Annotated in this window: 16 protein-coding genes, 3 tRNA genes and 1 pseudogene; 13 read left to right on the top strand and 7 right to left on the bottom strand. The window is 72.6% G+C overall.

Features of this window, described 5'->3' with window-relative positions; translation table 11 throughout:
* Positions 1-12: 12 nt before the first annotated feature.
* The 6 genes from MRBLMG1_RS31975 (at position 13) to MRBLMG1_RS32000 (ending at position 6026) form a co-directional block, all read left to right on the top strand.
* Positions 13-1566, top strand: coding sequence for a complex I subunit 4 family protein (locus MRBLMG1_RS31975; protein ID WP_367827759.1), 1554 nt, complete (start codon positions 13-15; stop codon positions 1564-1566).
* Positions 1563-3068: an NADH-quinone oxidoreductase subunit N gene (locus MRBLMG1_RS31980; protein WP_367827657.1), complete on the top strand. Its 1506-nt coding sequence runs from the start codon at positions 1563-1565 to the stop codon at positions 3066-3068. The genes MRBLMG1_RS31975 and MRBLMG1_RS31980 overlap by 4 nt, the downstream gene beginning before the upstream one ends.
* Positions 3069-3102: 34 nt before the next feature.
* Complete coding sequence (mscL, locus tag MRBLMG1_RS31985; RefSeq protein WP_367827658.1) at positions 3103-3558, top strand: large conductance mechanosensitive channel protein MscL; 456 nt, start codon at positions 3103-3105, stop codon at positions 3556-3558.
* Between the two features lie 173 nt (positions 3559-3731).
* Positions 3732-4595 carry a zinc metalloprotease HtpX gene (htpX, locus tag MRBLMG1_RS31990; RefSeq protein WP_367827659.1) on the top strand — a complete coding sequence of 288 codons (864 nt, stop codon included), beginning with the start codon at positions 3732-3734 and terminating at the stop codon, positions 4593-4595.
* Positions 4592-4999: a YccF domain-containing protein gene (locus tag MRBLMG1_RS31995; protein ID WP_367827660.1), complete on the top strand. Its 408-nt coding sequence runs from the start codon at positions 4592-4594 to the stop codon at positions 4997-4999. The genes htpX and MRBLMG1_RS31995 overlap by 4 nt, the downstream gene beginning before the upstream one ends.
* A gap of 7 nt (positions 5000-5006) precedes the next feature.
* Positions 5007-6026: a hypothetical protein gene (locus MRBLMG1_RS32000; protein WP_367827661.1), complete on the top strand. Its 1020-nt coding sequence runs from the start codon at positions 5007-5009 to the stop codon at positions 6024-6026.
* Here the strand turns inward: MRBLMG1_RS32000 and MRBLMG1_RS32005 are convergent.
* From MRBLMG1_RS32005 to MRBLMG1_RS32020, 4 genes are all read right to left on the bottom strand, one after another.
* The gene (locus MRBLMG1_RS32005) at positions 5992-7230 is read right to left on the bottom strand and encodes an APC family permease (protein WP_367827662.1); all 1239 of its coding nucleotides are present in this window, start codon (positions 7228-7230) and stop codon (positions 5992-5994) included. The genes MRBLMG1_RS32000 and MRBLMG1_RS32005 overlap by 35 nt on opposite strands.
* A gap of 18 nt (positions 7231-7248) precedes the next feature.
* Positions 7249-7878 carry an alpha-ketoglutarate-dependent dioxygenase AlkB family protein gene (locus tag MRBLMG1_RS32010; RefSeq protein WP_367827663.1) on the bottom strand — a complete coding sequence of 210 codons (630 nt, stop codon included), beginning with the start codon at positions 7876-7878 and terminating at the stop codon, positions 7249-7251.
* Positions 7875-8372: a methylated-DNA--[protein]-cysteine S-methyltransferase gene (locus tag MRBLMG1_RS32015; protein WP_367827664.1), complete on the bottom strand. Its 498-nt coding sequence runs from the start codon at positions 8370-8372 to the stop codon at positions 7875-7877. The genes MRBLMG1_RS32010 and MRBLMG1_RS32015 overlap by 4 nt, the downstream gene beginning before the upstream one ends.
* 96 nt (positions 8373-8468) lie before the next feature.
* Positions 8469-8960: a YajQ family cyclic di-GMP-binding protein gene (locus tag MRBLMG1_RS32020; protein ID WP_367827665.1), complete on the bottom strand. Its 492-nt coding sequence runs from the start codon at positions 8958-8960 to the stop codon at positions 8469-8471.
* Positions 8961-9132: 172 nt separating this feature from the next.
* Here MRBLMG1_RS32020 and MRBLMG1_RS32025 point away from each other — a divergent pair.
* Positions 9133-9214 (top strand) — tRNA-Tyr (locus MRBLMG1_RS32025).
* A gap of 87 nt (positions 9215-9301) precedes the next feature.
* Here MRBLMG1_RS32025 and MRBLMG1_RS32030 read toward each other — a convergent pair.
* Together MRBLMG1_RS32030 and MRBLMG1_RS32035 are read right to left on the bottom strand one after the other, a co-directional pair.
* A complete protein-coding gene (locus MRBLMG1_RS32030; protein WP_367827666.1) occupies positions 9302-9958 on the bottom strand; it encodes an NAD(P)H-binding protein in 657 nt (218 codons plus the stop codon).
* A gap of 2 nt (positions 9959-9960) precedes the next feature.
* On the bottom strand, positions 9961-11241 hold the full coding sequence (locus MRBLMG1_RS32035; RefSeq protein ID WP_367827667.1) for an amidohydrolase family protein: 1281 nt from the start codon (positions 11239-11241) through the stop codon (positions 9961-9963).
* A gap of 206 nt (positions 11242-11447) precedes the next feature.
* Between MRBLMG1_RS32035 and MRBLMG1_RS32040 the strand changes: the two genes are divergently transcribed.
* The 6 genes and pseudogenes from MRBLMG1_RS32040 to MRBLMG1_RS32065 form a co-directional block, all read left to right on the top strand.
* Positions 11448-11520: transfer RNA gene (locus MRBLMG1_RS32040), tRNA-Thr, on the top strand.
* Between the two features lie 44 nt (positions 11521-11564).
* Positions 11565-11637, top strand: a tRNA-Met gene (locus MRBLMG1_RS32045).
* Positions 11638-11725: 88 nt separating this feature from the next.
* Positions 11726-11890 carry a 50S ribosomal protein L33 gene (gene rpmG, locus MRBLMG1_RS32050; protein WP_003956487.1) on the top strand — a complete coding sequence of 55 codons (165 nt, stop codon included), beginning with the start codon at positions 11726-11728 and terminating at the stop codon, positions 11888-11890.
* Positions 11891-11975: 85 nt separating this feature from the next.
* Positions 11976-12428, top strand: a complete 453-nt coding sequence (locus MRBLMG1_RS32055) for an FAS1-like dehydratase domain-containing protein (protein WP_367827668.1) — start codon at positions 11976-11978, stop codon at positions 12426-12428.
* Between the two features lie 2 nt (positions 12429-12430).
* Complete coding sequence (locus MRBLMG1_RS32060) at positions 12431-12859, top strand: MaoC family dehydratase (RefSeq protein WP_367827669.1); 429 nt, start codon at positions 12431-12433, stop codon at positions 12857-12859.
* A 37-nt stretch (positions 12860-12896) separates the two neighbouring features.
* Positions 12897-13973, top strand: a pseudogene (locus MRBLMG1_RS32065) (UDP-N-acetylmuramate dehydrogenase); the annotation flags it as partial.
* Positions 13974-14004: 31 nt separating this feature from the next.
* Here MRBLMG1_RS32065 and MRBLMG1_RS32070 read toward each other — a convergent pair.
* A complete protein-coding gene (locus MRBLMG1_RS32070; RefSeq protein ID WP_367827670.1) occupies positions 14005-14637 on the bottom strand; it encodes an NAD(P)-dependent oxidoreductase in 633 nt (210 codons plus the stop codon).
* Between the last annotated feature and the right edge of the window lie 79 nt (positions 14638-14716).

Consider the following 14716-nt stretch of genomic DNA (forward strand, 5'->3'; position numbering starts at 1 on the left):
AGCGAATCCGTGATGCAGTTCCTTCTGGCGTTGATCGTCGCCGGCCCGCTCCTCGGCGCCGCCGCCGCTCTCCTCCCCGCCCCGCCCGGGCTGAAGGGGAAGTCGCCCGACCAGGCCGTGCTCCGCCACGGCGTCACCGTCACCGGCGTGATCCTGCTGGCCGCGATCGTCCTCGCGCTCGGCTTCGACCACGACCACCCGTCGACGATGCAGGCCACGACGGACATCAGCTGGATCAGGGCACTCGACGTGCGCATCCACCTCGGTGTCGACGGCATTTCCCTCCCCCTCCTGGTCCTGACCGCGCTGCTGACCTTCCTCTGCGCGCTCTACAGCTACTTCAAGATGCCGACGGGCCCGTCCCCGAAGGGCTTCGTCGCGCTCCTGCTCGTCCTGGAGTCCGGCACCCTCGCCACCTTCGCCGTCCTCGACCTCGTCCTGTTCTTCCTGGCCTTCGAGATGGTCCTCATCCCGATGTACTTCCTCATCGCCCGCTGGGGCGGCGAGGGCAGGCGCGGCGCCGCCTGGAAGTTCATCCTCTACACGCTGCTCGGATCCGTCGTCATGCTGCTCGGCCTGCTCCTCATCGGAGTGAAGGCCGGCACCTTCGACATGCTGGCACTCGCCACTGACAACGGCCGCGGCCTGTCCACGTCCGTGCAGGTCACCGCCGTTCTCGCGATCGGTCTCGGGCTCGCGGTGAAGACCCCGATGTGGCCGCTGCACAGCTGGCTCCCGGACGCCCACACCGCCGCCCCGACGGTCGGCTCGGTCCTCCTCGCCGGCGTGCTCCTGAAGATGGGCACGTACGGCTTCGTCCGGATCGTGCTGCCGATCGCACCGGACGGGATGCGGACCTTCGCGCCGTACCTCGCGGCGTTCGCCGTCGCCGGGATCGTCTACGGGTCGCTCGCCTGCCTCGCGCTCGCCCGCCCCGGCGCCAAGGGCGACCTGAAGCGCCTCATCGCGTACTCCTCCGTCGGCCACATGGGCTTCGTGCTGCTCGGCATCGCGACCATGACCCCCACCGGGGTCAACGGCGCGCTGTTCGCCAACATCGCCCACGGCCTCGTCACCGGCCTGCTGTTCTTCCTGGTCGGCGCGGTCAAGGACCGGTACGGCACCGCCGACCTCGACACCCTCGCCGGCGCCACCGGAGCAGCCCTCTACGGCCGCGCCCCGCGCCTCGGCGCGCTCCTCGCCTTCGCCGCCGTCGCCTCCCTCGGCCTGCCCGGCCTGGCCGGCTTCTGGGGCGAGATGCTGGCCCTCTTCGGCGCCTTCGAACCCGCCGCGGGCCTCAGCCGCCCCGCCTTCCTCACCTTCATGGCGATCGGCGCGTTCGGCACCCTGCTCACCGCCGCCTACCTCCTCGTCGTCGTGCGCCGCGTCTGCATGGGCGGCGCGCGGCCCGCCGGGGAGGCGTCGATCGCCGACGTCCAGGGGTACGAGTTCGCCGCCTGGACCCCGCTCGTCGCCCTCACCGTCCTCGCCGGGCTCTGGCCCGCCGTCCTCCTCGGCCTCACCGACCCGGCCGTCCAGAAGCTCCTCGCCGGAGGCACCCAGTGACGTCGTTCGCCAGCGGGTCGCTCGTCCAGTCCGTCGACTGGCTCACGATCGCGCCCCCGACCCTCACGGCCGTGGTGGCGCTCGTCGTCCTCGTCGCCGACCTCTTCCTGCCACCGGAGCGCAAGCAGCTCCTCGGCTGGACCGCGATCGGCGGCCTCACCGCCGCCCTCGCCCTGCTCGTCCCGCTGCGGGCCGGCGACCGCGAGACGTTCTGCCTCACCGCCGACACGCAGCTGACGGCGTGCAGCTACACCGCCGACCACTTCACCCTGGTGATCCAGATGCTCGTCCTCGGCGGGGCGCTCCTGACGGCCCTGCTGTCGCTCTCGGAGACCCGGGAGAAGCTCCCGGCGGGCGAGTTCTGGTTCCTGCTGCTGTCCTCGGCCGCCGGCGCCGCGCTGCTGCCCGCCTCGCGCGACCTGGCGACCCTCGTCGTCGCCCTGGAGGTGGCCTCGCTGCCGGCCTTCGCGCTCGTCGGCCTGAAGCGCGGCGACCGCATGTCCGGCGAGGCCGCGCTCAAGTTCTTCCTCTCCTCCGTCACCGCGACCGCCGTGACCCTGCTCGGCGCGAGCTTCGTGTACGCGGCGACCGGCACCCTGCACCTCACCGAGCTGGCGCAGCGCCTCGACGACGTCCCCGGGCAGCTCCAGACGCTCGCCGAGGCCGGTGTCGCCCTCACCCTGGTCGGCTTCGCCTTCAAGACGGCCGCGGTGCCCTTCCACTTCTGGGTGCCCGACACCTATGTCGGCGCCCCGCTGCCCGTCGCCGCCTACCTCTCCGTGGTCGGCAAGGCCGTCGGCTTCACCGGGCTCATCCTGGTCACGGTCGTCGCCTTCCCGTCGTACGCGGACGTGTGGGGCCCGGCGCTCGCCGTCCTGGCCGCGCTCACCATGACCGCCGGCAACGTCGCCGCCCTCCGCCAGGTCCCCACGCGCGCGTGGAGCGCGGTACGCCTGCTCGCCTGGTCCTCCGTCGCCCAGGCCGGCTACCTCCTGGTGCCGATCGCCGCGGCCGCGTACTCCAGCGACGACCAGATCGGCGCCACCGTCGCGTACGCCCTGATGTACGCCGTCGTGAACCTCGGCGCCTTCGCGGTCGTCGCGCTCGTCTCCCGTACGCACCCGGGCAACCGGATCGAGGACTACCGGGGCCTGTACGCGGCCAGCCCCGCCGCGGCCCTCGCGCTCGGGTTCTTCCTCCTGAATCTGGCCGGTTTGCCCCCGGGTATCATCGGCCTCTTCGCCAAGGTGACGGTCTTCTCGGCGGCCGTCGACGCGGGCCTGGGCTGGCTGGCCGTGATCATGGGCCTCAACGTCGTGATCGCGCTGTACTACTACCTGCGCTGGACGGCCCTGCTCTTCCGCGCGCCGGAGGGGGCACCCGCCGCGCACAAGGCCCCCGCGCCGGTCACCCTGGCGATCGCGCTGACCGCCGCCGCCGGAGTCGTCCTGTCGGGCTACCCGCAGTTCGCCCTCCGCTTCGCGGCGACGGCACTGTTCTGATCCCCCCACAGAGAACCCCTAGGAGCAACACCCCGTGCTGAACGGATTCAAGGACTTCATCCTTCGCGGGAACGTCATCTCGATGGCCATCGGTCTGGCCGTCGGATCGGCGTTCACGGCCGTCGTCACCGGCTTCAGCAAGGCCTTCATCACCCCGCTCATCGGTCTCGCCACCGGCTCCGTCGGCGACTTCAGCGAGGCGAGCTTCATGGTCCAGGGCACGGTCTTCCCGTACGGCCTGGCCATCGCCGCCGTCATCGCGTTCGTCATCACGGCCGCCGTCCTGTACTTCCTGATCGTCGTCCCCATGACGAAGATCCAGGACAGGTTCGTCAGGGCGGAGGCCGCCGACCCCAAGTCGGAGAAGCGCGACTGCCCCCGCTGCTTCACCGAGATCCCGGCCATCGCCTCCCGCTGCGCGCACTGCACCAGCGAGGTCGAGCCCACCGCCACCACGCTGGAGAAGCTCGGCGTCCCGGCGGCCCGCTGATCACCCGAACGGCCCACAGCCGTCCCGGTGCGGCCCGGGGAACCCGTGCCTCCCGCCTGGCGTTGACCAGTACGGGAGGGTCCACTGGACGTGGGGATCCCCCCTGACGAAGTCCGGGGGAGGACCACCACGAAGCCAAGGGTTCCCCTGCCGCACCACCTGGAGGGCGTACCGTGCACCGCCGGCACAACGGGCTGAGGACCGCCGTACTCCTCGGAGGGCTCTCGGCCCTCATCATCGTCATCGGCAGCTTCTTCGGGCGTACGGGGCTGATCGTCGGCCTCGTCGTGGCGCTCGGCACCAACGCGTACGCGTACTGGAACAGCGACAAGCTGGCGCTGCGGGCCATGCGGGCCCGCCCGGTCAGCGAGTTCGAGGCGCCCGTGCTCTACCGGATGGTGCGCGAGCTCTCCACCCAGGCCCGCCAGCCGATGCCCCGGCTCTACATCTCGCCGACCCAGGCGCCGAACGCGTTCGCCACCGGCCGCAACCCGCGCAACGCCGCCGTCTGCTGCACCGAGGGCATCCTCGCGATCCTCGACGAGCGCGAGCTGCGCGGCGTCATCGGCCACGAGCTGAGCCACGTCTACAACCGGGACATCCTGATCTCCTCGGTCGCCGGAGCGCTCGCGTCCGTGGTCATGTTCCTGGTCAACTTCGCCTGGCTGATCCCGGTCGGCCGCTCCAACGACGACGACGGCCCCGGCCTCCTCGGCTACCTCATGATCGTCATCCTGGGCCCCATCGCCGCCTCGATCATCCAGCTCGCCATCTCCCGCTCCCGCGAGTACGAGGCCGACGCCTCGGGCGCCCAGCTCACCGGCGACCCGCTCGCCCTGGCCAGCGCCCTGCGCAAGCTGGAAGCGGGCACCAAGCAACTACCACTGCCCCCGGAGCCCCGGATCGAGACCGCGAGCCACATGATGATCGCGAACCCTTTCCGTCCCGGACAGGGTCTGTCCAAGATGTTCTCGACCCATCCGCCGATGGCCGAGCGCATCGCCCGGCTCGAACAGATGGCAGGTCGCCGCCCGTGAAGACAATCCTCAACGTCATATGGCTGATCCTGTGCGGATTCTGGATGTTCCTCGGCTACCTGCTGGCGGGCGTCCTGCTCTGCATCACGATCATCGGCATCCCCTTCGGGCTCGCCGCGTTCCGCATCGGCCTCTACGCCCTCTGGCCGTTCGGGCAGACCGTCGTCGACCGACGCGACGCGGGCGCGCCCTCCTGCGTCGGCAACGTCCTCTGGCTGATCCTCGCCGGCTGGTGGCTCGCCCTCGGGCACATCACCACCGGCATCGCCCTCTGCATCACGATCATCGGCATCCCGCTCGGCATCGCCAACTTCAAGATGATCCCCGTCTCCCTGCTGCCCCTCGGCAAGGAGATCGTCCCCACGGACCAGGCGAACGCCGCGTACGGCTACCAGCCCCGCTGAGGGACCGGTGCGGAACCCGAAGTACGCCCTCCTCGCCGGCGTGTACGCCGTCGCCCTCTGCAAGGACGTCGACGGCCTGTACGGCGAGCCCGTCCCGCCGCCGCGCCCCGTCCACGAGCTGCGCGGCTGCGAGCCGCGCGGCGAGCTCGGCAGGGCCGTCACCCAGGCCGTCGTGGACGGTACGGCGCCGCTCGGCCCGCTCCAGGTCCGGACCCCCGACGGCCTCGCGTGGTCCTTCACGGGCGTCCGGGTCCTCGGCGCGCGCGGCGACGTCGTGATCGTCGAGTCGGACGACGGGCCCCGCAGGTCGTACACCGGGGCGCCGGCCGTCCCCTGCGGGAACCTCGTCCGCGTCTCGCCCCCGGAACCGGCGGACCGCACCCACACCGACGTCACCTTCGTCGGCTGCTCGCCCCGCGGCGGGCTGCGGGACGCCCTCGCCGCCGGGGCGGCGGAGTTCGAGGCGGTCCGCTACCAGGTCCTTGGCGCGGCGGGCCGCGTGCACCACGAGGCCGCGGCCGGTCGCATCACCTGCTGGGGCGCCTCGCCCCGCGCCCACGACCTGGTCGACCTCACCGTGGCCTTCCCCCGGGCGGGCCTCGTGCCGCACCGGATCCGGGAGGTCTGGGAGCTGTGGCGGGGCGACCGGCCCGCCGAACCCGGCACCTGGCGCCGGTTCACCGGAGCGGCGCGCGGCGAGTGGCTCACCCAGGCCGCCCGCAGATCCGCCGGCGCCCCGGAGATCGTCCCGGGCGCCACGCACCACCTCGACGGCGCCGACGTCGTGGACGAGGACTCCTTCCACTGCGCCCTGGGGGAGGCCGTGTACGGTCCCGGCGGCGCCCTCGCCGTCGGGGCGCCCCGGGCCGTCGGCGAGCTCCTCGCGGGCACCACCCTCGTCTGGCACCGCGCCGACGTGGCCCGCGCCTGCCTCGGTGTCCTGCCCTACGCCGAGGGCCGCCCCGCCACCTTCCGCGAGATCACCGAGGGCCTCACGGCCGCGGGGGTACGGCTCGTCCTCGACTGACGGCCCACGCCACCACACCCGCCGCGACGACACCGGACCCGGCGAGGACGGACCCGAGGGGCAGGGCGAACGCGAGCGCCCCGCACCCGACGAGACCGAGGGCGGCGAGCGGTCGGCTCCGGCCGCCCAGGGTCCAGGCGGACGCGTTCGCGATGCCGTAGTAGACGAGCACGCCGAAGGACGAGAAGCCGATCGCGCCCCGCACGTCCGCCGTCGCGGCCACCACGGCCACCACCGCGCCCACCGCGACCTCGGCCCGGTGCGGCACCCGGAAGCGCGGGTGCACGGCGGCCAGCGCGGCCGGCAGGTAGCCGTCCCTGGCCATCGCCAGGGTCGTGCGGGACACCCCGAGGATCAGCGAGAGCAGCGAGCCGAGCGCCGCGACCGCCGCGCCCACCGTGACGGCCGGCACGAGCCACCCGGCGCCCGCCGCGCGGGCCGCGTCGGCCAGCGGCGCGGGGGAGTCGGCGAGGGCCGCTGGGCCCAGGACGGTGAGCACGCTCACCGCGACGAGCCCGTAGACGGCGAGCGCGATCCCGAGCGCCACCGGCACGGCCCGGGGGATCGTGCGGGCGGGGTCGCGGACCTCCTCGCCGAGCGTGGCGATCCGCGCGTACCCCGCGAACGCGAAGAAGAGCAAACCGGCGGCCTGGAGAACCCCGCCCGCGGTGAGCTCCCCGCCGAGCGTGGCGCGGGACGCCTCACCGGCGTCGAGGCACACCACGACCACGGCCGCGAGCACCGCGAGGACCGTCGCCACGACGGCCCGCGTGACCAGGGCCGACTTCTGAACTCCGCCGTAGTTCACGGCCGTCAGGGCCACCACGGCGGCGACCGCCACCGCATGCGCCTGCTCCGGCCACACATAGGACCCGACCGTCAGCGCCATCGCCGCGCACGAGGCCGTCTTGCCGACCACGAACGCCCAGCCGGCCAGGTAGCCCCAAAACGACCCAAGGCGTTCGCGACCGTAAACATAGGTGCCGCCGGAGGCCGGATACAGGGCGGCGAGCCGGGCCGACGCCATCGCGTTGGCGTACGCGACGACGGCCGCGACCCCGAGCGCCCAGAGCAGCCCGGCCCCCGACCCCGCCGCGTCCGCGGCCGGCCCGAGCGCGACGAAGATCCCGGCCCCCACCATCGAACCCAGTCCGATCACGACCGCGTCGAAGACGCCGAGCGACCGGCGCAGTTCGTCTGTCATGCCCCGCACACTAAGGCCCTAGGGGGCGAGGCCGGTCTCCCGCAGGGTGATGTTCAGCCGCCCCGTCAGTCCGAGCGCCGGCTCGGCCGTCCCCGGGTACACCCGGGGCACCCCGTGATGGACCCACCGCGACTCCCCGCCGAACACGAACAGGTCGCCGGAGGCCAGGTCGACGTCCTGGTAGGGACGTCCGCGGTTCTCCTCGTTCCCGAACCGGAAGACGCACCGGTCCCCGAGGCTCAGCGACACCACCGGCGCACCCGAGCGCTCCTCCCGGTCCTGGTGCATGCCCATCCGCGCCCCCGGCGCGTAGAAGTTCACGAGCGCCGTGTCGGGAGCGAAACCCCCGTCGTCCCCGTACGCCTCCACCAGCGCCTCCCGGCCCAACGCCACCAGCCAGCCGGGCAGTTCGAGCCCGACCGAGTCGAGATAGCGGTACGGAACCCACTGCCGGCCCAGACACAGCGACCGCACCGACATGACACCCCCGCCCGGCAGCACGGTCTGCCGGTACGGCACCGGCCCCCGCCCCCACTCCCGGCAGGCCTCCACCAGCTCCCGCTGACGCGCGAGCGGAAGCCACCCCGGCACGTGCACGGCCCCGGGCCCGACCACGGCCCGCTCACGGGGGAAGAGCCCCTCGGTCACACCCCGGCCCCTTCGAGCCCGAGCAGCCGCTCCTTGCGGTCGAGCCCCGCCGCGTACCCGCGCAGGCTCCCGTCGGCCCCGATCACCCGGTGGCAGGGCCGCACCACGAGCAGCGGATTGCGCCCGATCGCCGTCCCCACCGCCCGCACCCCGGCCCCGGACGAACCCACCCTGCGGGCGATCTCCCCGTACGACACGGTCGTCCCGTACGGGATCCCGTCGAGCGCCTCCCAGACCCGCCGCTGGAACGCGGTACCCGCGTCCGTCGCGAGCTCCAGCTCGAACCGGTCCCTGCGCCCGGCGAAGTACTCGCCCAGCTGCCCGGCGACCTCCTCGAACGCCCCGGGCGCGAGCGTCCAGCCGTCCCCGACCTCCACGCCGCCCTTCTGCCCCGGCAGCGACAGCGAGCACAGCACGGCACGGCCCCCTTCGGCGAGCCGCCCGACCAGCAGCATCTCGCCCAGGGGGCCGTCGACGTACGCGTACACGGTCATGACTGGTTCCTCTCCCCGCACGGGTCTCTCACGACCCAGTGTGCGGGGCCCGCCGACCTTCCGGCTGGCGGCATTCGGACACCGGCCTCGACGGGGTCAGCGGTAGTTCACGAACTGGATCGCGAAGTCGAAGTCCTTGCCCTTGAGCAGCGCCTGCACGGCCTGCAGGTCGTCCCGGCTCTTCGAGCTCACCCGCAGCTCGTCGCCCTGCACCTGCGCCTTGACGCCCTTCGGGCCCTCGTCCCGGATGGCCTTCGCGACCTTCTTGGCGTTCTCCTGGGAGATGCCCTCCTGCACCGACGCGAAGAGCTTGTACTCCTTGCCGGACAGCTGCGGCTCACCCTCGACGTCCAGCGACTTCAGCGAGATCCCGCGCTTGATCAGCTTGGACTGGAAGATGTCGAGGATCGCCAGGACGCGCTCCTCGCCGCTCGCCTGCATCAGGATCTTCTCGCCCGACCACGAGATCGAGGCGTTGGTTCCCTTGAAGTCGTAGCGCTGCGAGATCTCCTTCACGGCCTGGTTGAGGGCGTTGTCGACCTCCTGCCGCTCGACCTTGGACACGATGTCGAAACTGGAGTCGGCCATGACTCGTGGCTCCTTGTTCGGGTGCTGTGGGGTACAGCCCAAAGCCTAGGCCTTCGTCACGCCCCGATCCGCTGATCAATCCGGTGGCGAACCACCCCCCGACATCGGGTATTGTTTACGTCGTTGCCAAGGAACACCGCCGCAAAGCGGGGCTCCCACGCAGCAAACCCATGGCGATGTGCCCGAGTGGCCAATGGGAGCGGACTGTAAATCCGTCGGCTTAGCCTACCCAGGTTCGAATCCTGGCGTCGCCACGTGAAGAAGGTCCCCGGTGCTTGCACCGGGGGCCTTCACTCGTTTCCGGGGGCGGTTCGCGGGGGTGTCCGCGGGTGGGCGGGGGGTCAGTTGCCCGCGACGTCCTTGACGGCGACGGAGAGCGGGGTGGAGCCCGAGACGAGTTCGAGGGTGAGGCCGGCGGTCGCGGGGGTGTCGAGGAGTTCGGCGAGGGTGGCGGCGACGTCGTCGCGGGGGATCGGGCCGCGGCCGGTGTGGGCCTCCAGGCGGACCAGGCCGGTGCCGGCGTCGTTGGTGAGGGCGCCGGGGCGCAGGATCGTCCAGTCCAGGGCCGTACGGGAGCGGATGTCGTCGTCGGCGGCGCCCTTGGCGCGCAGGTAGGCGTCGAAGACCTCGTCGCCCGGGTGGGTCGCGTCCGCGCCCATCGAGGAGACGACGAGGTAGCGCCGGACGCCGGCCCGTACCGCCGCGTCGGCGAAGAGCACCGCGGCCGCGCGGTCCACCGTGTCCTTGCGGGCGGCGTCGCTGCCCGGTCCCGCGCCGGCCGCGAACACGGCCGCGTCGGCGCCCTGGAGGACGGCGGCGACCATCTCGACCGACGCCGACTCCAGGTCGAGGACGACGGGCTCGGCGCCCGCCTCCCGCAGGTCGGCGCCCTGTTCCGGTCTGCGGATGATCCCCGCGACCTCGTGCCCGCCCGCGGAGAGCAGCCTCTCCAGGCGCAGGGCGATCTGTCCGTGTCCTCCAGCGATGACGATGCGCATACTCACGACCGTACGACGGGTCCGGCCGGAGGGCTTCCCGGCTCGGGCGGACGCTCCGGACGCGCCTGGCGGGGCAGGTCGAGAGCGGCGGCGGAGTCGCAGTACTCCCGCACCGCGCTGGTCCGCGCCACCACCCGCCCCCGGTGCACCACGATGCGGCTGTACGCGAGGGACAGCACGCCCGACAGGCGCTCGCCGCGCACCGCGAGCAGCTCCGCGGGGAAGCCCGCCTCCACCCGCACCTCCGGCAGCCCCATCGCCGCCCTCGCCTCCGCGCTCACCGCCGCGTACGCCTCCAGGGGCGGCAGCCCGCCGAGCGAGGCGAGGAGGTAGGCCGCCTCCAGGGGGTCCCCGCGACCCACCGGGTTGGACACGTCCCGCAGTGCCCCGCTGCCCGCGGCGACCCGGACGCCGGCCGCCCGCAGCAGCCGGACCGGCGCGGTGCCGCGCAGCTCCGTACCCCCGCAGCCGCCCTGCGGCAGGCACACCACCGTCGCGCCGGCCGCCGCCAGCTGGTCGGCCGCCCGCCGCGCCGCGTCAGCGGGCAGTCGGCCGAGTCCGGCGCACGGGCCGACCGTCACCCCGGGCCGCAGTCCGCCGGCCATCGCCGCGAACCGCGCGAGGCGGGCCGGGTCGTCGGCGTCGGTGTGGAGGTCCACCGGGACGCCCTGCTCGGCGGCGATCTCCAGGACCGCCTCCACGTATCCCGCCGGGTCCGGATCGACGTCCGGGCAGCCGCCGACCACGCCGGCGCCCATCTTCACCGCGTCCCGCAGCATCGCCAGCCCGTCCGCGCCGGCCACGCCGGTGAGCAGCCGGGGGACGGCGACGGCGGTGAGGTCGGCGAGGCCGCGCAGCGAGCGCCGGGCCTGGAGCACGGCCTCCAGCGGGCCGAGCCCCTGGACGTCGCCGATCCGCACGTGCGCGCGGAGCGCGGTCGCGCCGTGCCCGAGCTGGAGCAGCGCGGCCTCGGTGGCCCGGCGCTGCACGTCCTCGGGGGCGTACGAGACGGGGCCCGGGGTGTCGGCGGAGAGGGCGGTGTCGGCGTGCGCGTGGGGTTCGGCGGCGGCGGGCAGCAGCAGGTACCCGGCGAGGTCGACCCGGGCGCCGACGGCGGCCAGGCTGCCGGCCGTCCCGACGGCCTCGATGCGGCCGCCGGCGAGCCTGACGTCCACGGTCCGCCCGTCGGTGAGGCGGGCGTGGGAGAGCAGGAGCGAGGTCGAGTCGGCGGTGGTGGCGGCCCCGTCCTCGGGCGGCTGGGGCTGCTTGCTGTCGGCTGACATCGGGCTCCTCAAGGCTCCTCAAGATCAAGATCACGCAGCGTGGGGCCGAGCCTAGGGGGGCTCGGACCCGCCTTCGAGGAGGTGCGCAAAAGTCGTACCGACGAGTCCACGAGTGGCCTACGTGACGCCTGGTGAGGGCCGTCGCGAGGGTGCGGGGAAACGGATTTGGGTGATGGGCCGGAGACCGTGTAATGTCTTCCTCGCTCGCCCCAATAGCTCAGTCGGTAGAGCGTCTCCATGGTAAGGAGAAGGTCTACGGTTCGATTCCGTATTGGGGCTCTGGTGAGAGGGATCCCGTCTTCGGACGGGGTCCGGATCATCAAAGCGGTGTAGCTCAGTCGGTAGAGCAAGCGGCTCATAATCGCTGTGTCACCGGTTCAAGTCCGGTCACCGCTACAGACAGTAGCCGATTGTGGGGTCGGTCCTTCGATCGGCTACTCTTCTATGCGTTCATCCGTCCATCCGTCCGTCAAGGAGCACTCACGTGGCTGCCACCGACGTCCGCCCGAAGATCACGCTGGCCTGCGTGGAGTGCAAGGAGCGGAACTACATCACCAAGAAGAACCGGCGTAACAACCCGGACCGTCTTGAGATGAAGAAGCACTGCCCTCGCTGCAACTCTCACACCGCGCACCGCGAGACGCGCTAACTCAGGCTCGTACACGAGGCCGTCCCCACCAGGGGGCGGCCTCGTGTCGTTTATCGCAACAGATCCAGCAGGAGGTATCGAGTCCATGGCGCTCGACCAGTCCTTCGTGGGCCGGACCTATCCGCCCACCGCGCCCTACGAGGTCGGCCGGGAGAAGATCCGTGAATTCTCCGAGGCGATCGGTGACGCGAATGCCGCGTACACCGATCAGGAGGCGGCCAAGGAACTCGGTCACCCCGATGTGATCGCTCCGCCGACCTTTGTGTTCGCCATCACGTTCAAGGCCGCCGGCCTGGTGATCGAGGACCCGCAGCTGGGCCTCGACTACAGCCGCGTCGTCCACGGCGACCAGAAGTTCGCCTACACCCGGCCGGTACGCGCCGGGGACCGGCTCTCGGTCACCTCCACCATCGAGGCGATCAAGTCCCTCGCGGGCAACGACATCCTGGACATCCGCGGCGAGGTCCACGACGCCTCCGGCGAGCACGTCGTGACCGCCTGGACCAAGCTCGTCTCCCGCGCACCCGAGGGGGCCTGACCATGACCGCGAAGATCGCCTACGACGAGGTCGAGGTCGGCACCGAGCTGCCCGCGCAGAGCTTCCCCGTGACGCGCGCCACGCTCGTCCGGTACGCCGGCGCCTCCGGGGACTTCAACCCCATCCACTGGAACGAGAAGTTCGCCGTCGAGGTCGGCCTCCCCGACGTCATCGCCCACGGCATGTTCACCATGGCCGAGGCCATCCGCGTCGTCACCGACTGGGCCGGCGACCCCGCCGCCGTCGTCGAGTACGGCGTCCGCTTCACCAAGCCGGTCATCGTCCCCAACGACGACGACGGCGCCCTGATCGAGGTCTCCGCCAAGGTCGCCGCGAAGCTGGACGACCAGCGGGTGCGGGTGGACATCACCGCGATGAGCGCCGGACAGAAGGTGCTGGGGATGTCGCGGGCCGTGGTCCGCCTCGCCTGACGGTACGAGCGTCACGGGCCCGTCGCGGAAGCGGCGGGCCCGTACTCTTGAGCCCGTGCAGCCACTCCACGACGCCCCCCTCGCGCCCCTGACCACCTTCCGGCTCGGCGGCCCCGCCACCCGGCTCGTCACCGCCACCACGGACGACGAGGTCGTCGCGGCGGTCCGTGAGGCCGACACCGCGGGCACGCCGCTGCTGATCATCGGCGGCGGCTCCAACCTGGTCATCGGGGACAAGGGCTTCGACGGCACGGCGCTGCGGATCGCCACCACCGGCTTCGCCCTGGAGGGCACGCGCCTTGAGCTCGCCGCGGGCGAGGTCTGGACGGACGCCGTGGCGCGGACCGTGGAGGCCGGGCTCGCCGGGATCGAGTGCCTGGCCGGCATCCCCGGCTCGGCCGGCGCGACCCCGATCCAGAACGTCGGCGCGTACGGGCAGGACGTCTCGGCGACCGTGACCGAGGTCGTCGCCTACGACCGGCGCGCGGGGGAGACGGTCACCCTCACGAACGCCGAGTGCGTCTTCTCGTACCGGCACAGCCTCTTCAAGGACCTGCCCGACCGGTACGTGGTGCTGCGGGTCCGCTTCGAGCTCGAGGACGCCGACGGGATGTCGGCGCCGATCAAGTACCCCGAGACCGCCCGCGCCCTCGGGGTGGAGGCGGGGGACCGGGTGCCGCTCGCGACGGCCCGCGAGACCGTACTCAAGCTCCGCGCGGGCAAGGGCATGGTCCTGGACCCGGAGGACCACGACACCTGGTCCGCGGGCTCCTTCTTCACCAACCCGATCCTCACGGAGGGGGAGTACGAGAGCTTCCTCGCGCGCGTGGCCGGGCGCCTCGGCCCCGACGTCCGGCCGCCGGCCTTCCCCGCGGGCGAGGACGGCGCCGTGAAGACCTCCGCCGCCTGGCTGATCGACCGGGCCGGCTTCACCAAGGGGTACGGCTCCGGGCCCGCCCGGATCTCCACCAAGCACACGCTCGCCCTCACCAACCGGGGCGAGGCGACCACCGAGGACCTGCTCGCCCTCGCCCGCGAGGTCGTCGCAGGGGTCCACGAGGCCTTCGGGATCACCCTCGTCAACGAGCCCGTGACGGTGGGCGTCTCGCTCTAGGTCAACGCGGCCGTCGGCGTCGGACGGGGCCTCAGTACGCGACGCCGACGCCCTGCCGTACCGTCGCCCGGTCGTCGATCATCGCCAGCATCGCGTGGGCCACGTCCGCGCGGGCCAGGGAGCGGCCGCGGGGCGGGGTGCCGCCGACGACCGTGCGGTAGCGGCCGGTGAGCCGCTTGTCCGTCAGCTTGGGCGGGCGCACGGAGGTCCAGTCGGCGGCGCTGGCGGCGAGGTCGGACTCCATGACCCGCAGGTCGGCGTAGACGTCCTTGAGGACGGAGTTGATGATCGCGAGGACGGCCTTGTCCAGGAGGGCCTGGCCGTCCGGGACCGGGCCGAGCGGGGCGGCGCTGACCACCAGGAGGCGGCGCACGTCCTCCACCTCCATCGCGGTGAGCACCGAGCGGGTGAGCCGGGCGGCCACGCCCGCGTCGGCCCTGCTCCGGGCGCCCAGGCCCGAGAGGACCGCGTCCCGGCCCGTGACCGCCTCGCGGAGGGCGTCGGGGTCCGACAGGTCGGCCTGCCGGACGACGAGCCGCTCGCCGGTCACCGTCAGCCGTGCCGGGTCCCGTACGACCGCCGTCACCTCGTGGCCCGAGGCCAGCGCCTGGCGGACGATCTCCCGGCCGATGCCGCCGGTCGCTCCGAAGACTGTGAGCTTCATGTCGCGTCCCCCCATGGTGGGTAAGTGTTCACTCACCCCCAGGGTGGGTGGATACTCACTCACGCGTCAAGCGTCGATG

The organism is Streptomyces sp. LMG1-1-1.1 (assembly GCF_040815545.1).
In the GTDB taxonomy this organism is placed as follows: domain Bacteria; phylum Actinomycetota; class Actinomycetes; order Streptomycetales; family Streptomycetaceae; genus Streptomyces.